The sequence below is a fragment of the Rhodoferax sp. GW821-FHT09E07 genome (genome assembly GCF_059416145.1).
The window spans coordinates 61,369-81,056 of sequence record NZ_JBWKOP010000009.1; the positions used below are offsets into that span (position 1 = coordinate 61,369).

The window sequence follows — 19,688 nt, forward strand, 5'->3', positions numbered from 1 at the left end:
CAGCAAGAACCCTGCCATGGCGCGCCCGCGACAGCGGGCGGCAGGCCTGCAGGGCGAACTAGCTGAACAGCTTGGTCAGCATCACAAAGAACAGCACCACCTGCGCGGCCCAGAAGCTGGCGCGCACCAGCACCTGCAGGCGGCCCGTGCCACTGAGGTGGACCAGGCTTTGCACCACGCGGGCATACAGCACGCAGGGCGCCAGCGCGGCGATGGCGTCCAGTTTGCCCAAGGCCGCGGCGGCCAGCACGATGACGGCGAACAGTGGCAGGTTTTCCACGCAGTTGGCGTGGGCGTCTTCCAGGCGTTTGATGAAGCCCGGGTCGTCCGTAGGCTTGGCGCCGCGCGGCCAGGAGTTGATGGGTGTGCCCCCCAGAAAGCGGACGCCGCGGTACAGAAACACCGCGGTGACCAGCAGCAGGGTCCAGCCGGTGAAGCCCAAAAGGGCGTGAATTGCAGCCATGTAATGTCTCCTTGTTATAGCTGCGGCATTATGGAGGACCGTCGCCCCTACTTCCGCACCCCATGAACCCTGCTTCTGCACCTCCTGTCACCCGCTTTGGCAATACCGACCCTACGGTGGTGATTGGCAATTTCCCCTGGTACGAAATGGTCTGGCGCTCGCTGCGAGGGGATTTCAAACCCCAATCGGAGCCTGCAGGTGGCTACGCCGCGTTTGCACGGGAATGGTCGGTGGCGGTGGACCATGCCCGTTTGTTGCAACAGCCGGAGGTGCCGGCCGTGACCTGGCTGGGCCATGTCAGCGTCTTGCTGCAGGTGGCGGGTTTGAATGTGCTGATGGACCCCACGCTGGCCGAATTTGCCGGGCCCATGGGCAAGGTGGGCGCCGCCCGCCGGGTCCCGGCGCCGCTGACGCCGGAGCAACTGCCGCGCATTGACGTGGTGCTGATTTCGCACAACCACTATGACCACCTGTGCGACGCCACGATCCGCCGCCTGCTGGCTGCCGGGCAAACGCCGGAGTTCATCGTGCCCCTGGGGCTGAAAGCCTGGTTTGACAAGCGTGGCATTGCCAATGTGACCGAGCTGGACTGGTGGCAAACCTTCGACCTGCCGCACGAGCTGCGCGTGCACTTCACGCCCGCCCAGCATTGGAGCCGGCGCACGCCGTGGGACACCAATGCCTCCCGCTGGGGTGGCTACTGCCTGGAGTGGTTGCGGCCCGCGCATGCGCCGTGGCGCTTCCTGTTTCCCGGTGACACCGGTTACAGCAATGACTTCAAGGCCATCCGCCAGCGCATAGGTGCCATGGACTTTGTCGCCCTGCCCATAGGTGCCTACCTGCCGCGCGATTTCATGAAGCCCATGCACGTGAACCCCGAAGACGCGGTGCAACTGATGCTGGACCTGGACGCCAAGCAGGCCATGGGCGTGCACTGGGGGACCTTCATGCTGACGCAGGAGGCGTTTGACCAGCCGCCCAAGGACCTGGCTGCGGCGCTGGCGCAGCGCGCTCTGCCGCAAGACCGTGTGTGGCTGATGCGCCATGGCGAGACGCGCAGCATCCCGCTGTAGGCCTGCCGCTTATTTGCGCATCAGGGTGCTTTTGCCGAAGAGCGATTCGATGAGGTCCACCGCCACCTCGGCCGTGCGGTTGCGTTCGTCCAGCGCGGGGTTGAGTTCAAACACATCCAGGCTGCCCATGCGGCCGGTGTCGGCAATCATCTCCATGCAGAGTTGCGCCTCGCGGTAGGTGGGGCCGCCGCGCACGGTAGTGCCCACGCCGGGCGCGATGTCGGGGTCCAGAAAGTCCACGTCAAAGCTCACATGCAGGTGGGTGTTGGCGTCCGTCAAGGCCAGCGCCAGCTCCATGGCTGCGCGCATGCCCATCTCGTCGATGTAGCGCATGTCAAAGACCTCCAGGTCCTGCTCATGCACAAAGCGCTTCTCGCCCTCGTCCACACTGCGAATGCCGATCTGGCGCACCCACTTGGGTGAAATCGCGGGCACCTGGCCGCCAATCTCGATCAGCTCCTGCGGGCCGAAGCCGCACAGGCAGGCCACGGGCATGCCGTGGATGTTGCCGCTGGGCGTGAGGGTGTTGGTGTTGAAGTCGGCATGCGCGTCCAGCCACAGCACGCGCAGCTTCTTGCCCACGTCGCGGCAGTGGCGCGCCACGGCGCTAATCGACCCAATGCCCAGGCAATGGTCCCCGCCCAGCACGATGGGCAGGCGACCGTCCTGCAGCTCGGCATACACCGCGTCGTGCAGGCTGCGGTTCCACGCGGTCACCTCTGTCAGGTGGCGGTAGCCGTTCACCGGTGGCAGCCAGGGGTTGCTGGGGCCGCTGAGGTTGCCTTTGTCTAGCACCTCCAGCCCATGGCCCTGCAACACGCTGGTGATGTTGGCCACGCGCAGGGCTTCTGGCCCCATGCTGGCGCCGCGGCTGCCCGCGCCAATGTCGGTGGGCGCGCCGATGAGGCTGATCTTGGTGTTCATGGTGTTTCCAGTTGGAAGACAGGGAGCCGCTCGCCCACCAGCAGGCCGCGCGCGTTGCGAATCTCGGCCGCGCGCCAGGGCTGCAGCGCCGCACGTTGCGCATCGTCCAGCCAGCCCAGCTGGTCCAGGATCTCGACGCTGGCCGCAAACAGCGCAGGCTTGTTGCCATCGATGATCTTGAGTGCAAAGGCCTCGCCGCGGCTTTTGCTGCCCACCACCTGCACGCCGTCCGCACCCACCTTGCTCACCCAGTCGCCCCGGCCCACGCGCATGAAGTCCAGGTCGTTGCGGCCGGTGCCGCTCACCATCTCGGGGTGGGCCGTCATGGCTTCGCTCAGCAATGCAAAGCTGGCGCCAAATTCGGCATCCTGAGCGCCACTGGCCAGGCGCGCATAGCCGCGCGCGAGATTGGAGAGGGGCATCGCGAAGTTGGGCGCCGAGCAACCGTCAATGCCGCGCGGCATGTCTTGCACGTCCATGCCCACGGCGCGTGCCACATCGCGGGCAATGGCCTGCTGGAGCGGGTGGTCGGCGGCGGTGTAGTCGTCCATCGGCAGGCCATGCTGCACGCAATAGGCCACAAACCCGGCGTGTTTGCCGCTGCAGTTATTGTGGGCCTCGGTGTAGGTGGCGCCTTCGGGCGCGCCCTTGTCAAAGTAGCTGAACAAAAGCGGCACATGGCAGCCGCAGCGCAGCGTCTTGTAGGTGTGGCCGGCCTTGGCCAGCATGCTGTTGGCGCCATCCACGTGCATGGCCTCGCCGTTGTGGCTGGCGCAGAGCAGGGCGTTCTCGGCCTGCGTAAAGCCAAACTGCGCAGGGCCACCAGCCTCCACAAAGGGCAGGGCCTGCAGGGCTTTGAGCGTAGAGCGGGTGAAGGTAACCAGGTGCGGGTCGCCCGCAAAGGCCTTGAGTTGGCCGGCGCGGTTGACAACGGCCACGGCGCCAAAGTGCAGGCATTCAGGCGTGCCGCCACGGGTGAGCTGGATCAGGGGGGCGAGGTTCATGGGCTAACGGTCTCCTGCGCACAAGCGTATCCGAATTGCCCCGGTTTGGGCCGGCCCTGTCTATACTGAAACGCTATGGCCACAGCCCAACTTTGCATAGCCCCATGCTGACACCCGAACAGAAAACCCGCTACCACGAGGATGGCTTCCTCATCCTGCCGAACTTCAAGCCCGCCGCCGAAATTGCTGCCGTGCGTGCGCGGGCCGAGGCCATCGTCGAGGCCTTTGACCCCAACGAGAGCAAGACCATCTTCACCACCAACGACCAGGTGCGCAAGGTAGACCGTTACTTTCTGGATTCAGCCAACCGCATCAGCTGTTTTTTTGAGGAAGAGGCGTTTGGCCCTGACGGTGAATTGCGCCAGGCCAAGGCCTTGTCCATCAACAAGATCGGCCACGCGCTGCATGACAAGGACCCGGTGTTCGAGGCCTTCAGCCACGGCGCTGCCCTGGCCGAGGTGGCGGCCGATGTGGGTCTGACCCGACCGCAGGTCTGGCAGTCCATGTACATCTTCAAGCAGCCCGGCATTGGCGGCGAGGTGGGCTGGCACCAGGACGCCACCTTCTTCGACACCACGCCCATCAGCGTGACCACCTTCTGGTTTGCGCTGGAAGACGCGACGCTGGACAACGGCTGCCTGTGGACCGAACCCGGCGGCCACCGCGGCCCGCGTGGCGTGCTGCGCGAGCGCTTCGAGCGCCATGGCGACACCATCACCATGAAGAAGCTGGACGCTACGCCCTGGCCGGCCAGCAATGTGAACGCGGTTCCGCTGGAGGTAAAAGCCGGCGCCCTGGTGGTCTTCCATGGCCTGCTGCCGCACTACAGCGCGCCCAATCGCTCGGCGGTGTCGCGGCACGCGTATACCTTGCATGCGACGGACGCGAGCACCGAGTACGCAGCGACCAATTGGCTGCAACGCGGCCCCGCGGATCCGGTGCGGGGCTTTGTACTGGCATGATGGAGGGCTTTTCCCTGCCTCTCCGAAGTTTTGACATGACCGCTGCTTTGCCCACCTCGCCCGAAACCGAAACACAGGCTGCTGACGCCCCTATCGTCGCGCCCCAACGTGCGTCCAGACCCGATGTGTTCCCGGTGCTGGAAAAGATGGCGGAGTTCTACCCCCACATGTTTGGCGCGACCTTCCTGCCCATGAAGCGTGGCATTTTTCAGGACTTGCTGGACGCACATCCCGACGTGTTTGAGCCTGTCAGCCTGAAGGCGGCGCTAGCCCACCACGCGCGCTCCACCCGCTACCTGACGGTGGTGGCTTCGGGCGAAGATCGGCATGACCTGCAGGGCAAGTCTGTCGAGGCGATGGCGCCGGAGCACGTGCACCACGCCTTGCTGGAAGTGTTCCGCCGCCGCCAAACCCGCAGCAAGGAAAACCTGCGCCCCAAGCTGCTGCAGCGCATTGTGGTGGCCTGGGAGGCTTCGGGCCTGGCACCCCAGGCCTACAGCGAGCTGGTGCGCAGCCGCGATGAAGCCGCCAACGCGGTGCTTGACGAGGCCATGGCCGAAGCCAACGCCCGGGCCGCCAAGACCGAAGCGCTGCTGAAGGCCTTCACAGCCAGCGGAAAAACCGTGGAAGTCTTTGCCGACATGTACGGCATGGATCCGCGCGCGGTGAGTCGCATGCTGGCGCGCGCAACGAACGCCGGAGCGGTTGTCCCCCAATTGACGGCGGGCTAACCAAGGGCGGCCCACAATGCCGCCATGCCCAACATCCTCTCCCCCCTGCAGGCCAGCGTCGTCCAGTGGCTGGTGCAACCTGGCCAGACCGTAGCGGCCGGTGACGTGCTCGTCATCCTCGAAGCCATGAAGATGGAACACGAGGTGCGTGCGTCGGCCGCGGGCCGCATCACCCACCTGTGTTTTGACGCAGGCGAGTTGGTGCAAGAGAAGGATGTGCTATTAAATTGGGAGCTGCTCGCGCATATTCCACGTGGGCTAGAGGCTGATTTGGTATCAAATACTGCCCAACAGCCCACACCAGCAGGGGCCGCAGCCTCCACTAGCGCGCGTGCCGACCTGCAAGCCCTGCGCGACCGCCAGGCTTTCACCGCTGACGCCAACCGCCCCGAGGCCGTGGCTAAGCGCCATGCCCAAGGCCTGCGCACCGCGCGCGAGAACATTGCCGACCTCTGCGACCCCGGCTCCTTCATCGAATACGGCGTGCTAGCCGTTGCGGCCCAGCGCAGCCGACGCACCGAACAGGATCTCATCCAGAACACACCGGCCGACGGCATGGTGACGGGCATTGGTACGGTCAACGGCCAGCGTACCGTAGTCATGGCCTACGACGCCACCGTGCTGGCCGGTACCCAGGGCATGCGCAACCACCAGAAGACGGACCGCATGCTGGGCATCGCCTTGCAACATAAGCTGCCCGTGGTGCTGTTTGCCGAAGGCGGCGGTGGCCGCCCGGGCGATGTGGACATGCCCATCGTGGCGGGCCTGCATGTCACCACCTTTGCCAGCTTTGCGCGCCTCAATGGCCAGGTGCCTGTGGTGGGCATTGCTGCAGGCCGCTGCTTTGCCGGCAATGCGGCGCTGCTGGGTTGCAGCGATGTGGTGATTGCCACGCGCGCCAGCAACATCGGCATGGGCGGCCCGGCCATGGTGGAAGGCGGCGGCCTGGGCAGTTTCAAGTCCGAGCAGATTGGCCCCAGCGCTGTGCAGCACGCCAATGGCGTGATCGACGTGCTGGTGGATGACGAAGCACAAGCAGTGGCTGCGGCGCGCCACTATCTGTCGTTCTTCCAGGGACTCACCGCTACGTGGACCGCACCCGATGCCACGGCGCTGCGCGATGTGGTGCCCGAGAACCGCCTACGCGTCTACGACACGCGCGCCGCCGTAGAAGGCATTGCCGACGTGGGCAGCGTGCTCTACCTGCGCACCGGTTTTGGCTTGGGTATCCATACCGCGCTGGCGCGCATAGCGGGTCGGCCCGTGGGCGTGCTGGCCAACAACCCCGCGCACCTGGGCGGCGCCATCGATGCCGATGCGGCCGACAAGGCCGCGCGTTTCCTGCAGCTGTGCAACGCGCATGGCCTGCCCCTCGTGAGCCTGGTGGACACGCCGGGCTTCATGGTCGGGCCTGACACCGAGGCCACGGCCCAGGTGCGCCATGTGAGCCGTCTGTTCATTGCCGCGGCGCATCTGCGCGTACCCTACCTCAGCGTGGTGCTGCGCAAAGGCTATGGCCTGGGCGCCATGGCCATGACGGCGGGCGGTTTTCATTCGCCCCTCTTCACCGTGGCGTGGCCCACAGGCGAGTTTGGCGCCATGGGGCTGGAAGGCGCGGTGCGCCTGGGCTTCAAAAAGGAGCTGGAGGCTGTGCCCGAAGGTGCCGAGCGCGAAGCCCTGTTCCAGCGCCTGCTGGCCCAGCAATACGCGGCCGGCAGTGGCCTCAACATGGCCGCCACGCTGGAGATCGACGCGGTCTTGGACCCGGCCGACACGCGCGGCTGGCTGGTGGCGGGGTTGGAGTCCGGCAAGGTGCAGGAATTTACGGGACCCTTTATTGATACTTGGTGAGATTGAGTTCTAGCTTATTGGGTGTTCATATGCTTTTTTAGCGCTGATAAAGTGTCACGTGTCCAAATAGGCGTTGCAGCGTGCGTCAAATCGCATCCCAAGCATGAAATCCTCAATGAAGTCAGCTGTCATGAATCGATGGGTGTATATCGGAGTTGTTCTACTTATCGGGTGCGGAATTTTGGTGTCAGATGTGGCGCCTCCGAATTTGGGGTGGATCGCTACCGCTCTTCTCGCAGTGCAGCAGGTGCTGACCTATCCCTTTGGTTTGCTCGGGCAACTGTTTGTTTTTGCACTTCTAGGTACCGGAATATTCACGACCACGGAGGCCTTCTTTGCTGCAACTCCTGTGTTCGCGTTTCTTGGGTGGCTGCAGTGGTATGTGGCGGTACCACGGGTTTTTGGCAATATTTATAGAAGGTAACTCTGATGCCGATTCGGTAATTTTTTGTAGAAGTTCAGAGAAATAAATTGAAGTCAGTAGCGCAATAAAAAAAGCCCCTCGACGAGGGGCTTTTTGCTGGAGCGCGGGGCGCTTATTTGCAGTACACGCGTGCCGTGCGGGGGGTGTAGATGCCAAGGGTAATCATGCCGAACAGCACGTCCAGAGGGGCTTGTTCTACGGCCACGCCGTCCACCTTGCTGGCGCCGCCGCAGATTTGCGCAGCGTCCACGCTCTTCATCTGGCCAATGCCGCTCAGGAAGAAGGTCTGGCTGTCTTCGGACTTGGCGGAAGGGTTGGCGGGCAGCTCGCCGGCCACGTTGAAACGCTGGTTGGCGCAACCAGCCAGCAATGCCACTGCAACCAAAGTTGCCAAAACGGGTTTGAACATACCGAATACTCCCTGAAAAATAGATTGATGTTGTGCCTCGGTAGGAGACGAAGCCATTATGGAACGGGTTTTGGCTGCCTGAAAATTCGGGTAAGTCTGTGGTGTGGCGCACACAGTTTGCGCAATTGGTAACAGGAAACCCGCGTTTTCCATCTTTTCAAGTGTCAGGCCGCATGCCATAGTGAATTCCCATTCCAAGGAGTTCGCCTTGCAGTCTGTTGCCCTCACCCTTGCCGCCTTCGCCCTTGCGGGTGGGCTGGCCCATGGGCAAGAGGCAGTGCAACCCGTGAGCTACAGCCTGGTGCCGCCCTCATCGATGGCCAGCAAGGACCGTACGATGCTCCTTGAGGCCGATGGCCAGCGAAAACAGCTGGAAGCCTCGCTCAAGGACTACCTGGTGGCCTACGACACGCGCTACGACGGCACGCGCAAAAAAGTGGGTCTTACGCTCACCTCCTTCTCGGGCAGCCCCCTGTCGCTGGCGTATGACCCCGGCGCTAAAAGCATGTTGGCCCAGCTGAGCTTCGGGCAGACCGTCACGTCTGGCCTGCGCTTCGAGTACCGCGCCTTTGTGGGCGAATCCGGCAACGTCAACTTCCAGATCAGTTCGCGCTTCTAGCCTTTGCGCTAGCGGAAGAACAGCGGCATCAGCAGCGATGCCAACACCACCTGCAACCCCAGCGCCAGGCCCGCATAGGCCCCGGCATCCGCATTCACCTGCAGCGCGCGCGCCGCACCAATGCCGTGGGAGGCGGTGCCCAGCGCAAAACCGCGCGCGGCCCAGCCGCTTTGGGTGTATGGCAGGCGCAACAGGCTGAACAAGACCTTGCCGCTCAGTGCGCCGGTCAAACCGGTGAGCACCGCAAACACGGCCGACAGCGCAGGAATGCCGCCAATCTTCTCCGCAATGCCCATGGCCACCGGCGCGGTGACCGACTTGGGTGCCAGCGACAGCACCACATCGGCCGGCAGCCCCATGGCCCACCCCAGTGCCAAGGCAGACACGCTGGCCGCTGCGCCGCCCAACAAAGACGCGAGCAGCAAGCGCCCCCAACGTTGCTGCACCTGGGCGCGGCGCTGCCACAGCGGCCAGCCCAGCGCCACCACGGCGGGCCCCAGCAAGAAGTGGATGAACTGCGCGCCCGAAAAATACGTGGGGTAGGGCACGCCCGTGGCCAGCAGCACGGCTGCAATCACCACCACGCTCCACAACACCGGGTTGGCCCAGGCCGCTTGGCCCACGCGCAGGTACAGCGCATGCGCCAGCACATAGGTCACCAGCGTGGCCGTAAGGCCAAACAGCGGCGTGGCCGAGAGATAGACCCAGAGTGCGACAAAGTCAGACATCGCGGGTACCCTCCGCCGCGTCAGCAGGGCTCAGCGAATACAGCACCAGCGCCGTCACGGTCAGGCCGATCCAGGTGGACAGCACCAAGACCAGCAGCATGCGCCCACCGTACTGGCTCAGCAGCGCCAGGTGCGTCATCACGCCCACGCCGACCGGGATGAACAGGAGCGAAAGGTGGGCCAGCAAAAAGTCGGCGCACTGCGCCACGGGCTCGCGCACCAGCGGCCAGCGCAGAGCGATAAGCAGGAGCACCATGCCCACCACCGGGCCGGGAAACGGCAGGTGCAGCGCGCGCGCCAGCAGCTCCCCCGCGCTTTGCAGCACCAGCAACCAGGCCAAGCCGCGCAGCCCTTGCATGGTTTAGAACCGTGGCAGGTCCGGGTGTTTGACCTTGCCGCCCCGCACCAGTTCGCGGCCGTATTCGGCGCAGCGCTGCAGCGTGGGAATCACTTTCCCGGGGTTCAGCAGACCCTGGGGGTCAAACGCGGCTTTGAGCGCCAACATCTGCGCGTTTTCCTCCGCACTGAACTGCACGCACATGCTGTTGAGCTTTTCCACGCCCACTCCGTGCTCGCCCGTCACCGTGCCGCCCATGGCCACGCTGGTTTCCAGAATCTCGGCGCCAAACAGTTCGCAGCGGCGCAGTTGGTCAGCGTCGTTCGCGTCGAACAGGATCAGTGGGTGCAGATTGCCGTCGCCCGCGTGGAACACGTTGGCGCAGCGCAGCTGGTATTTCTTCTCCATCTCCGCAATCGCCAGCAGGATGTCGGCCAGCCGTTTGCGCGGAATGGTGCTGTCCATACACATGTAGTCGGGGCTGATGCGGCCGCTGGCAGGGAAGGCATTCTTGCGCCCGCTCCAGAAACGCAGTCGCTCGGCCTCGCTGGTGCTCACCGCAATACCGGTGGCGCCGGCTGCGCGCAGCACTTCGGTCATGCGGCCAATCTCTTCTTCCACCTCTTCGGGCGTGCCATCGCTCTCGCACAGCAAGATGGCTTCGGCCGTCAGGTCGTAGCCCGCGTGCACAAAGTCTTCCACGGCCGCAGTCATGGGTTTGTCCATCATTTCCAGCCCGGCCGGGATGATGCCCGCCGCAATCACCGCGGCCACCGCGTCGCCGGCTTTGCGCAGGTCGTCAAAGCTGGCCATGATGCAGCGTGCCAACTGGGGTTTGGGTACCAGCTTCACGGTCACTTCGGTGATGACGGCCAGCATGCCCTCGCTGCCCACCACCACACTCATCAGGTCATAGCCCGGCGCGTCCAGCGCATCGCCACCAAACTCAATGGGCGCGCCCTCCATGGTGAAGCCGCGCACCTTGAGCACGTTGTGCAGCGTCAGGCCGTACTTCAGGCAGTGCACGCCGCCCGAGTTCTCGGCCACGTTGCCGCCAATCGTGCAGGCGATCTGGCTGCTGGGGTCGGGCGCGTAGTACAGGCCCAGCGGCGCGGCGGCTTCGCTGATGGCCAGGTTGCGCACGCCGCACTGCACGACCGCCGTGCGGCTGCGCTTGTCCAGCTTCAGGACTTTGTTGAACTTGGCCAGCGAGAGCGTTACGCCCAGCGCATGGGGCATGGCCCCGCCCGACAAGCCGGTGCCCGCACCGCGTGCCACCACCGGCACGTTCAGGCCATGGCAGACCTTAAGCACGGCGGCCACCTGATCTTCGGTTTCCGGCAGCGCCACCAGCAGCGGGCGCTGGCGGTAGGCGGTCAGCCCGTCGCACTCGTACGGCGTGGTGTCTTCCGTCTGGTACAGCAGCGCATGTGGAGGTAAATGGGGCGCCAGCCCCCGCAGAATCTGCGCAAGCAGCTCTGATTTTGATAGCGAATGCTGGAGGCTGGCGGGGGCAGGGGCGTTCATGGCGGGCGTTTCGGGCGGCGTTGTCTGCACTCTAGTGGAAAGCCGGGCGCCGTGGCGTGAAGAAACTGGTGCCTAGCCCACCGCTTTTTTCAACCACTCGGCAAAGGCGGCCACTTCCCAGCGGTCCATGGCGCCGGTGCGCCAGCACAGGTAGTGGGCGTGCGGGCTGGGCACGTTGTTGTCATACAGCCGCACCAGCGAACCATTCTCCAGCCAGGGCGCGCCGAGTTTGAGGCGCACCAGGCCCACGCCCATGCCAGCCGCCGCGGCGTCGCACATCAGGCCAATGTCGTTGAACTGCGAGCCGTCCGCCGGCTCGGGCCAGTCCAGCCCGTTGGCGGCAAACCAGGTGCGCCAGGGCTCCAGCGGGCTGCGCAAGAAGGGCAGGTTGGCCATGTCCTGCGGCGTCTCAAACGGACCATGCTCGCGCACAAAGGCGGGCGATGCCAGCGGCGTCACCTCGTCCTTCATCAAGAGCGAGTGCTCCATGTCGGCATAGCGGCCCGGGCCAAAGCGCACCATCAGGTCGGCGTCCTCGGCCACCACGTCCAGCAGCGGGATGGATACCTGCAGCGTCAGATCGATCTCGGGGTAGGCGTCGGTGAACTGGCGCAGGCGCGGGATGAGGATGGAGCGCGAAAACGTGGGTGTGACCGCCAGGCGCAGCTTGCGCTTGCCGGGCGCGGCGGATGCGCTGGGAAACTTCTGCAAGATGGCCAGGCCCTCGCGCACATGGGCCAGGTACTCGCTGCCCTCGGTGGTCAGCGAAAAATCGGCCCGGCCAAACAGCTTGGTGCCAATGATCTGCTCCAGCTGCCGCACCCGGTGGCTCACCGCGCTGGGCGTCACAAACAACTCTTCCGCCGCCAGCGAGACTGAACGCAACCGCGCCAGCGCCTCAAAGGTCAGCAGGCACTGGATAGGCGGGATGCGGGTGGCGCTCATGGGGCAATGATGCCATCAGTGAGTTCTGTGGTTGTTATCTCTGCAGCGAATGTCCCCAATTCACTCGGATGGGGGATACCCATCTCGGGAGTGGACAGAGAGAATTCGTTCTCTATGATTTTTTCGACGTTCTTTCGCGCTGTTTTATATATTTGCGCCCTTTTTTGGATCTCCTCAGTTGCGTTTGCAAAGCAGGATTTGGCAAGTAGCGACGCACTCGTTACGCGAGGCTTGGTCGCATGGGGAAAAGGTAAGCCACAGGATTTTGTCGAGGCCTACCGGCTCTTTAAGGAAGCGGCAAAGGCAAATAATGCAGACGCTCAATTTAATCTAGGCATCATGCACATGGAGGGACAGAGCGTTCCTCCTGACAGCAAGGAAGCTGCCCTCTGGTTCAAAAGGGCTGCCGACCAAGGTCACACCAATGCTCAGTTCAACCTAGCTCAGATACTGAATGACTCAGGGCCTCCAAGTTACACCGAGGCGTTCAGGTGGTTCTCGAAAGCAGCCCAAGGAGGGCATGCCGTTGCTGCCTACAACACCGGACTGTTCTATTACAAAGGAAAAGGCACGCAGAAGGATGCGAAGAAGGCAGCAGACTATTACCAATTGGCGATTGACCGGGGCTATGTCCTGGCTAACCACAACCTTGCTCTGTTGTACAAAGACGGGGAGGGTGTTCCGGCAGATCAAAAACGGGCAGTGTCCCTATTGCAGGTGGTAGCCAGCGCGGGACACGCTCCTTCGCAAACCACGCTTGGATACATGTATGCGAAGGGCATGGGTGTTACCGCGGATATGCGCATGTCGTTGTACTGGTTGCGCAAGGCAGCAGCAGCCGGGGATCCAGTCGCAATACAGATACTGCAGCGATTTGACGCAAAACAATAGCGGTGACGCTTGCAACATTTAGGGGCATTTGAGTCAGGGATGTTGCAATTGACTAAAGATTTCTACAAGGGGTCGGGGCTAGTATGAATTCTTTCCAACTCGAAAGAATTCTGATGACGATGCAGCCCCCTTTTTTTGGCAAACGCCCCACGGATTCGGCCAACCCCCGTCCAACCCCTAGCCAGCCCCATGGATTGTCTGGCTCTGCTCCCAACAGTGGGGGAAGTGCACCCGTTGCCCCAGCACAGGTACCAGCGCCTGCGCCTGCTGCAACGACCGGCAGCGCGGCGGCATCGGTCCTTTCGGGGGCTCCCACCAAGGAAGGCGGCAGCAAGTTGACGGTGGGTCCCAATATCAAGCTCAAAGGTGTGGAGATCACCGACTGCGACACCCTCGTGGTGGAAGGAACGGTGGAGGCGACGATGGACTCCCGCGTAATGCAGATTACCGAGATCGGTGCCTTCAAGGGCTCTGCGGAGATCGACTACGCCGAAATTCATGGTGAATTCAACGGTGATTTGACGGTGCGCGAGAAGCTGGTGATCTACGCCACCGGACGGGTGAGCGGCAAGATCCGCTACGGCAAGGTCGTCATTCAGGAGGGCGGGCAGCTGATGGGTGACATCCAGTTTGGCGCTGCCAACCGACCTGAGGTGTCGCCACCATCCAGAATGGGCCTTCTCAACGCCGCATAACAAAAAGAGGAGGCGTTGGGGCGCCTCCTTCGTACACCCATCTTTCCCGCGGGTGAGCCCGCCATCAGCCAAACTAATAGTGCCGCTGAATTGGCCGCTCGCAGGGGCAACCAGCCCCACAAGCGCGACTTGCGCTTACAGTCCCGCATCACTTCCTGTGACCCCTTGACGTGCGCCAGCCAATCGGCTGCGTGCACGGCAATGTGGAGCCTGTTTCCACCCAGGGTGCTCAGTAGAATGGCCATCTTTTTCCCTCGGGAGTTGCCCTGTGTCTGACACCCTAGCCGTACTGCCGCAGTACCTGCTCCCCAAAAAAGCCCTGACCGCCTTTGGCGGCCTGGTGGCTGGTGCCCGGGGCGGCAAGGCCACCACGGCCTTGATCCGCTGGTTCATTGGCCGCTACAACGTGAACATGGCCGAAGCCGCCAACCCAGACCCAGCCGCCTACGCCACGTTCAACGAATTTTTCACCCGCGCGCTCAAGGAAGGTGTGCGCCCACTCGCCTCGACCCCCTTTGTATGTCCGGTGGATGGAGCCATCAGCCAATTTGGCGCGATCGAGAAAGACCAGATCTTCCAGGCCAAGGGCCACCACTACAGCACCACCGCCCTGGTCGGCGGAGACGCCGCGTTGGCGGCGCAGTTCGACAACGGCACGTTTGCCACCATCTACCTGAGCCCGCGCGATTACCACCGCATCCACATGCCGTGTGATGGCGTGCTGCGCCGCATGATTTACGTGCCGGGCGACCTGTTCTCGGTGAACCCGACGACGGCACGCGGCGTGCCCGGGCTGTTTGCGCGCAATGAGCGTGTGGTGTGTGTGTTCGATTCCGACCACGGCCCCTTTGTGCTTACGCTGGTGGGTGCCACCGTGGTGGGCAGCATGGCCACGGTGTGGCACGGGCTGGTCAATCCGCCGCGCCTGCCTCAGATTACCGAATGGCACTACGACGCCGGCAAGGTGGTGTTGCGCCAGGGTGATGAAATGGGACGCTTCTTGCTTGGTTCCACTGTCGTCCTGCTGTTCAAGCCGGGCGCGCTCAACTTTTCACCCCAGTGGGCGCCGGCCAAGCCGGTGCAGCTGGGCGAAGAGATGGGTGTTTAACCCGCTTGGCCTTTAGGGGAAAAGCGGTATCCTGAAACCTTAAAAACCCACGTTGGGGGATAAAAATGGATAGCCTTTCCACACAAAGCGCGTTGGCCCTGGAAGATTCAAACGATCAGGCGCAGGTCCCGCACCAACGTCCCAAAAGGGCGATGCTGGAAAATTTGTCAGTGCGGGCCAGCCTCTGGCTCGCGTTCGCGAGCGTGCTTGCCGGGGCCGTAGCCATTGGCGTGTTCTCGCTGTTCCAGATGGGGCGGCTCAACGCTTCCACCAAGGCGATTTACGAGCAGGAATATGCCGCCGGTCAGGCCGCTGAGCAGGCCCGCGGTCTGATTTTGCGGGCCAGCCGCGCCCAGTCCCAACTGCTGACGGCCACCACCGCCGGCGAACGCAACACGCTGGGCACTGACATCGAAGCCAGCCTGACCCAAATCGCGCAGCGCCTCGAAACCATCAAGAGCCTCTCCAGTTCGGAAGAAAGCAGCGCCTCCAGTCAGCAACTGATTGACGCGATGGCCAGCTGGACCAAGCGCCAGCGCGCCTATATCGCCCTGGTGAAAGAGCAGCCGCTGGACCTGATGCAGATGAGCACCGATGTGCCCACCGAAGACGCCCGCCTGCTCAACGACACGCGCAAGCTCGAAAAGATCGTGGACCTGCTGGTAGACCAGCGCTCCAAGTCGGCCGAGGCCACCATCGTGAGCGCCGGGCAGATTTACCAGTCGTCGCAGACCTGGGTGGTCGGCATCATGGTGCTGCTGTTTGTGCTCTCCCTGGCCATCAGCGGCTGGGTCACCCGGCGCCTAGTGCGCCAGCTGGGTGGTGAGCCGGCCTATGCCAAATCCATTGCCAGTCGCATTGCCCAGGGGGATCTGTCCATGCACATTGCGATTGACCCCAAGGACACCGAGAGCCTGTTGTACTCGTTGCGCGACATGCAGGGCAAGCTGGCGGACACCATGCGTGAGATTGCCAGCAGCTCCAAGCAAGTGGCCAATGCCTCACGCGAAATTTCCATGGGCAACCTGGACCTGTCGCAGCGCACCGAGCAGCAGTCCGCCTCGCTGGAAAAAACCACGACCAATGTGGAGCAGATGGCGACCATTGCCAAGCGCCATGCCGATAGCGCCACGCATGCAGCCCAGCTTTCGAGCGCGGCTACGCGCTCGGCCAAGCAGGGCGGCGATGTCGTGGCCAGCGTGGTGTCCACCATGGAGCAGATCAGCAAGAGCACGCAGGCGATCCACGGCAACATCAGCGTGATCGAAGGCATTGCCTTCCAGACCAACATCCTGGCGCTCAACGCCGCGGTGGAAGCCGCGCATGCGGGCGAACAGGGCCGCGGCTTTGCGGTGGTGGCGGCCGAAGTGCGTTCGCTGGCCGAACGAAGTGCCAAGGCCGCACGTGAGATCAATGCGTTGATCGAGGCCTCGTCCAGCCAGGTGAAGGATGGGGCCGAGCTGGCGCAGCGCGCCGGTCAAACCATCCGCGAGATGGCGCAGACCGTGGCCCAGGTAAGCACCGTGATGGAAGAAATTTCAGGCGCCTCGGTACAGCAGAGTTCGGGCATCGAGGAGATCAACCGCGCAGTCGCACAGCTTGACGACAGTACGCAGCAAAACGCAGCGTTGGTGGAGCAGGCGGCGGCGGCGGCCCAGTCGCTGGATGAACAGGCCCAATCGCTGGACCAGCTGGTCGGCCGCTTTGCTTTGCAAGGCGATAGCGCGCAGCCCCTGCTGCGCTAACGGCGCCGGTTTACTTGAAGATCACGGTCTTGTGGCCGTTCAGCAGCACCCGGTGCTCGCTGTGCCACTTGACCGCGCGGGCCAGCACCTGGCTCTCGGTGTCACGGCCCTGGGTGGTCAGGTCTTCCACTGTTTTGCTGTGGTCCACGCGGGCCACATCCTGCTCGATGATGGGGCCTTCGTCCAGATCCGCCGTCACGTAGTGGGCGGTGGCACCAATTAGCTTCACCCCGCGGTCATGCGCCTGGTAGTAGGGCTTGGCACCCTTGAAGCTGGGTAGGAAGCTGTGGTGGATGTTGATGGCGCGGCCCGACAGCTTGCGGCACAGGTCGTCGCTCAGGATCTGCATGTAGCGCGCCAACACTACCAGCTCGGCCCCTTCGGACTCAATCACCTCGTAGGCCTTGGCCTCGGCCTGTGCCTTGGTGGCCGCGGTCACCGGGATGTGGTGGAAGGGCACGTTGTAGCTGGCCGCCAACTGGTAGAACTCGCGGTGGTTGCTGACGATGGCGCGGATGTCCAGCGGCAGCAGTCCGCTTTTCCAGCGGAACAGCAGGTCGTTCAGGCAATGGCCTTCCTTGCTGACCATGAGCACGGTGCGCATGGGTTGGGCCGTGGCGTGCAGGCTCCATTGCAGGTGTAGTGGCTCGGCAAAACTGCCCAGTTGGGCGCGCAGGTCGGCGTGGCTCAGCTGGCTGCAGCTGAACTGCACGCGCATGAAGAACAGGCCGGTGTCGGGGTCGTTGTACTGGGCGGCTTCTTCGATGTTGCCGCCGCGTTCCAGCAAAAAGCCCGAAACGGCGTGCACCAGCCCCAGGCGGTCGGGGCAGGAAAAGGTAAGGATGTAGGTCTGGCTCATGGGCATGGATTGTCGCAGTTCCCCGCACATGAAAAAGCCGCTCGGGGAGCGGCCTTTGTCGCGGGAATGGGGGAGGTTAGTGCACGATGACGGGGTTTTGCGCCAGTTCGGCGTAGCCTTCCAGCGTGTCTTCCACTTCTTCCTGGGTGGGGGTGTTTACCTGCCAGGCCTGGATGTGTTGCTGGAACAGCTCGGCCCAGGAGCCATCGAGGTAGACCTCTTTGCCGGAGCGCTTGTCCACAATCTCGAAGCCATGGCGGGCCAGCGTGGGCACGCCCATGGGGAAACGCTCTGTTTTTTCCACCACCCGGTCTTCGGGCTCGCCATTGGCCAGCATGTGGGTCACGGAGAAGGTTTCAGAGTCGTACAGGGTGTGCATAGTATTTTCCAACGAGAGATACATGCCAAATGGGTGTCATCTTTACGGTTTCAAGAGTAGCAGGAAAAGTGCCCGTCCGCGCAAAGTTCAGAGTTTTTGGCTGTTCGTCCACAGCAAATCCAGAAAATCGCCGTTGGATTCCGTAATGCGGATGCGCAGTGGCAAATACCCCACGCTGGGCACAAACCACAACTCCAGTTTCTGGCTGCGCTCGGCTGTGGGCTCATGCGTGAGCTTGATGGAGGGGAAGGTGCCGCCCGGTACCTTGATGGGTTCCAGCGCACCAGCTTTGAAGGTCCAGTTCTCGGCATAGCGATCGCCCACGGCCTGGAAATTCACGGTTTTGCCTGCCGTCCATTGCCCGGGGTCGCCGGCCACCACGCTGGCCAGTTGCATGAACACGCTGAGCTGGTCCTGCGCGCCCGCCTCCAGCGCGGCATCGGGGGTGTTGGCGCTGAAGGTGATCTTGTTCTGTGGGCGCAGGAAGTTAGCGCTGATCTCGTCCTTGCCCAGGCGTTTGCTGACAAAGCGCAGCGGTTCCAGGCCTTCGGCCGTCAGGTTGCCCTTGCTGGTCCAGGTTTGCAGGCTCAGACCAAATTTGCGCACCACCAGTTGCGAGGTGTAGCTGGTGCCCTCCCGCTGCCAGAGCAGTTCGGCGCTGCCGGTGTAGGGCGAGGAAATCACGCCTTCAAAGTCGTAGTTCAGGCGTACCGCAGGCGGCACGGCTACGGTTTGCGCGGCGGCCAGCGATGGCAGGACCGCGGCAGTGCAGAGAAACAAGGATGCAAGGAGAGAGCGGGGCAGGGATGTCTTGGGCATAAAAAATCAGGGTTGTTCGCTGTCGGTCCACACCATGTCCAGCATGTTGCCATTGCTTTCCGTCAGGCGGATACGGGCGGGCAGGTAGGCGAGTTTGGGGGCCAGCCACAGTTCGGCCTTGGTGCTGTAGTCGCCGGTGGGCTCGCGCGTCAGTTTGACGGCGCTGAACGTCCCCCCCGGCACGGTGATGGTCTCCTCCGGGGACACCACAAAGGTCCAGGTTTCGCTTTGCCGCGGGCCAATCGACTGGAAAGCCAGGCTGTCGCCCGCAGCAAAGCGCTGTGGCTCGCCGGCCCACAGGCTGGCCAACTGCATGAACACGCTGAGGTGGTCCTGGGCGCCGGGCAGCAGCGGGGCCTCGGGGGTGTTGGCGCTGAAGATGACTTTGCCCTCGTCGCGCACAAAATGCGCCGCCACCTCGCTGCCGCGGCCTTTATCGCCAAAGCGTAGGGGGGCCAGGCCGGTCTCGGCCAGCGTGCCTTTGCTGGTCCACTGCCGCAGGTTGATGTAGAACTTGGTGGCAATCAGGCTGGCCTGGTAGTTGGTGCCGTCGTGCTTCCAGAGGAGTTTGGCACCGCCCGTATCACGCCTGCCGCCCGTCAGTGCGTCCAGGTCGTAATTGAGTCGCACGGGCGGCGGGAAGGCGTAGTGCTGGGGGCGCTCCGCGGGTGCAGCCGCCACCGCGGCGGTGGTCGCCGGTGCTTGCGCGGCGGGGATAGTGGGTGTATCTGCTATGGTTTCAGGAGCGGATGACGCAGAATATACGGGGGCTGGAGGCGTAGAAGGCACGGAATCTGTTGGCGCAATGCCCGCTGTGGCTGTTGCTGTGGCGGGCGCCAGCGCTGGGCGTGTTGGCACGCGTGGTTTGGGGGGGGAAGCGGCAGGCGCCGGGACGGCCCTTGGCGGCGCGGCTTCGGGGAGGGGCAGCACCCGGGTCTGCATCACGATGGCGCTAGCCGTAGGCGGTGCATCGAAAGCGCCCGCCAGCCACTGCAGCGGAGCCCCTTCCAGCAGCCACCAGTGCACACTCAGCACCGCGGTCAACACCATGGCCAGGCTTTTGAGTGGCCAGGAGGGCAGACGTGTGTGGGGGAGTGCGACCAAAGGCAAAGCCAAAGACATGCTGGGTAGAACGCAAAAGTCCAGTGTACGGTAGACAGGTGGCAGGGCTACCCGCCAAACCCGGCGAAAATGC

The 19,688-nt window shown here is 63.3% G+C and carries 22 protein-coding genes; 10 read left to right on the forward strand and 12 right to left on the reverse strand.

Going from position 1 to position 19,688, the window contains the following annotated elements; genetic code table 11:
* Positions 1-58 precede the first annotated feature (58 nt).
* Positions 59-463, reverse strand: coding sequence for an MAPEG family protein (locus tag AC07OE_RS18085; RefSeq protein WP_495071968.1), 405 nt, complete (start codon positions 461-463; stop codon positions 59-61).
* 62 nt (positions 464-525) lie between these two features.
* On the opposite strand from AC07OE_RS18085, the gene AC07OE_RS18090 reads away from it, so the two are divergent.
* A complete protein-coding gene (locus AC07OE_RS18090) occupies positions 526-1,536 on the forward strand; it encodes an MBL fold metallo-hydrolase (protein WP_495071969.1) in 1,011 nt (336 codons plus the stop codon).
* 9 nt (positions 1,537-1,545) lie between these two features.
* Here AC07OE_RS18090 and rocF read toward each other — a convergent pair whose 3' ends face one another.
* Together rocF and AC07OE_RS18100 are read right to left on the reverse strand one after the other, a co-directional pair.
* A complete protein-coding gene (gene rocF, locus AC07OE_RS18095) occupies positions 1,546-2,460 on the reverse strand; it encodes an arginase (protein ID WP_495071970.1) in 915 nt (304 codons plus the stop codon).
* Complete coding sequence (locus AC07OE_RS18100) at positions 2,457-3,464, reverse strand: asparaginase (protein ID WP_495071971.1); 1,008 nt, start codon at positions 3,462-3,464, stop codon at positions 2,457-2,459. Before AC07OE_RS18100 ends, rocF begins: the two co-directional genes overlap by 4 nt.
* Before the next feature lie 104 nt (positions 3,465-3,568).
* Here AC07OE_RS18100 and AC07OE_RS18105 point away from each other — a divergent pair, with 104 nt between their 5' ends.
* From AC07OE_RS18105 to AC07OE_RS18120, 4 genes are all read left to right on the forward strand, one after another.
* Positions 3,569-4,426: a phytanoyl-CoA dioxygenase family protein gene (locus tag AC07OE_RS18105; RefSeq protein ID WP_495071972.1), complete on the forward strand. Its 858-nt coding sequence runs from the start codon at positions 3,569-3,571 to the stop codon at positions 4,424-4,426.
* A 35-nt stretch (positions 4,427-4,461) separates the two neighbouring features.
* Positions 4,462-5,157 carry a ProQ/FINO family protein gene (locus AC07OE_RS18110; RefSeq protein ID WP_495071973.1) on the forward strand — a complete coding sequence of 232 codons (696 nt, stop codon included), beginning with the start codon at positions 4,462-4,464 and terminating at the stop codon, positions 5,155-5,157.
* Positions 5,158-5,190: 33 nt separating this feature from the next.
* Positions 5,191-7,008 carry a carboxyl transferase domain-containing protein gene (locus AC07OE_RS18115; RefSeq protein ID WP_495072075.1) on the forward strand — a complete coding sequence of 606 codons (1,818 nt, stop codon included), beginning with the start codon at positions 5,191-5,193 and terminating at the stop codon, positions 7,006-7,008.
* Between the two features lie 115 nt (positions 7,009-7,123).
* A complete protein-coding gene (locus tag AC07OE_RS18120; protein WP_495071974.1) occupies positions 7,124-7,432 on the forward strand; it encodes a hypothetical protein in 309 nt (102 codons plus the stop codon).
* A 112-nt stretch (positions 7,433-7,544) separates the two neighbouring features.
* Here AC07OE_RS18120 and AC07OE_RS18125 read toward each other — a convergent pair whose 3' ends face one another.
* Positions 7,545-7,841: a Bor family protein gene (locus AC07OE_RS18125; RefSeq protein ID WP_495071975.1), complete on the reverse strand. Its 297-nt coding sequence runs from the start codon at positions 7,839-7,841 to the stop codon at positions 7,545-7,547.
* A gap of 208 nt (positions 7,842-8,049) precedes the next feature.
* Here AC07OE_RS18125 and AC07OE_RS18130 point away from each other — a divergent pair, with 208 nt between their 5' ends.
* Positions 8,050-8,460 carry a hypothetical protein gene (locus AC07OE_RS18130; protein WP_495071976.1) on the forward strand — a complete coding sequence of 137 codons (411 nt, stop codon included), beginning with the start codon at positions 8,050-8,052 and terminating at the stop codon, positions 8,458-8,460.
* Positions 8,461-8,468: 8 nt separating this feature from the next.
* Here AC07OE_RS18130 and AC07OE_RS18135 read toward each other — a convergent pair whose 3' ends face one another.
* The 4 genes from AC07OE_RS18135 to AC07OE_RS18150 form a co-directional block, all read right to left on the reverse strand.
* The gene (locus tag AC07OE_RS18135) at positions 8,469-9,188 is read right to left on the reverse strand and encodes an LrgB family protein (protein ID WP_495071977.1); all 720 of its coding nucleotides are present in this window, start codon (positions 9,186-9,188) and stop codon (positions 8,469-8,471) included.
* Positions 9,181-9,546: a CidA/LrgA family protein gene (locus AC07OE_RS18140; protein ID WP_495071978.1), complete on the reverse strand. Its 366-nt coding sequence runs from the start codon at positions 9,544-9,546 to the stop codon at positions 9,181-9,183. The genes AC07OE_RS18135 and AC07OE_RS18140 overlap by 8 nt, the downstream gene beginning before the upstream one ends.
* A 3-nt stretch (positions 9,547-9,549) precedes the next feature.
* Complete coding sequence (locus tag AC07OE_RS18145) at positions 9,550-11,052, reverse strand: FAD-linked oxidase C-terminal domain-containing protein (RefSeq protein WP_495071979.1); 1,503 nt, start codon at positions 11,050-11,052, stop codon at positions 9,550-9,552.
* 72 nt (positions 11,053-11,124) lie between these two features.
* The gene (locus tag AC07OE_RS18150; protein WP_495071980.1) at positions 11,125-11,997 is read right to left on the reverse strand and encodes a LysR substrate-binding domain-containing protein; all 873 of its coding nucleotides are present in this window, start codon (positions 11,995-11,997) and stop codon (positions 11,125-11,127) included.
* Positions 11,998-12,111: 114 nt separating this feature from the next.
* Between AC07OE_RS18150 and AC07OE_RS18155 the strand changes: the two genes are divergently transcribed.
* The 4 genes from AC07OE_RS18155 (at position 12,112) to AC07OE_RS18170 (ending at position 16,436) form a co-directional block, all read left to right on the forward strand.
* Entirely contained in the window at positions 12,112-12,888 is a 777-nt protein-coding gene (locus AC07OE_RS18155) for a tetratricopeptide repeat protein (protein ID WP_495071981.1), read from the forward strand.
* 113 nt (positions 12,889-13,001) lie between these two features.
* A complete protein-coding gene (locus tag AC07OE_RS18160; RefSeq protein WP_495071982.1) occupies positions 13,002-13,583 on the forward strand; it encodes a bactofilin family protein in 582 nt (193 codons plus the stop codon).
* Between the two features lie 268 nt (positions 13,584-13,851).
* On the forward strand, positions 13,852-14,691 hold the full coding sequence (asd, locus tag AC07OE_RS18165; RefSeq protein ID WP_495071983.1) for an archaetidylserine decarboxylase: 840 nt from the start codon (positions 13,852-13,854) through the stop codon (positions 14,689-14,691).
* A 59-nt stretch (positions 14,692-14,750) separates the two neighbouring features.
* The gene (locus AC07OE_RS18170; RefSeq protein WP_495072076.1) at positions 14,751-16,436 is read left to right on the forward strand and encodes a methyl-accepting chemotaxis protein; all 1,686 of its coding nucleotides are present in this window, start codon (positions 14,751-14,753) and stop codon (positions 16,434-16,436) included.
* A 10-nt stretch (positions 16,437-16,446) separates the two neighbouring features.
* Here AC07OE_RS18170 and purU read toward each other — a convergent pair whose 3' ends face one another.
* The 4 genes from purU to AC07OE_RS18190 all read right to left on the reverse strand — a co-directional run bounded on the left by purU (position 16,447) and on the right by AC07OE_RS18190 (position 19,615).
* Positions 16,447-17,295 (reverse strand): formyltetrahydrofolate deformylase, encoded by an 849-nt coding sequence (gene purU / locus AC07OE_RS18175; RefSeq protein ID WP_495071984.1) that lies wholly within the window; start codon positions 17,293-17,295, stop codon positions 16,447-16,449.
* A gap of 76 nt (positions 17,296-17,371) precedes the next feature.
* Positions 17,372-17,674, reverse strand: coding sequence for a BTH_I0359 family protein (locus AC07OE_RS18180; protein WP_495071985.1), 303 nt, complete (start codon positions 17,672-17,674; stop codon positions 17,372-17,374).
* Positions 17,675-17,761: 87 nt separating this feature from the next.
* Entirely contained in the window at positions 17,762-18,493 is a 732-nt protein-coding gene (locus tag AC07OE_RS18185) for a DUF3108 domain-containing protein (protein WP_495071986.1), read from the reverse strand.
* 6 nt (positions 18,494-18,499) lie between these two features.
* Positions 18,500-19,615: a DUF3108 domain-containing protein gene (locus tag AC07OE_RS18190; protein ID WP_495071987.1), complete on the reverse strand. Its 1,116-nt coding sequence runs from the start codon at positions 19,613-19,615 to the stop codon at positions 18,500-18,502.
* Positions 19,616-19,688: the final 73 nt, after the last annotated feature.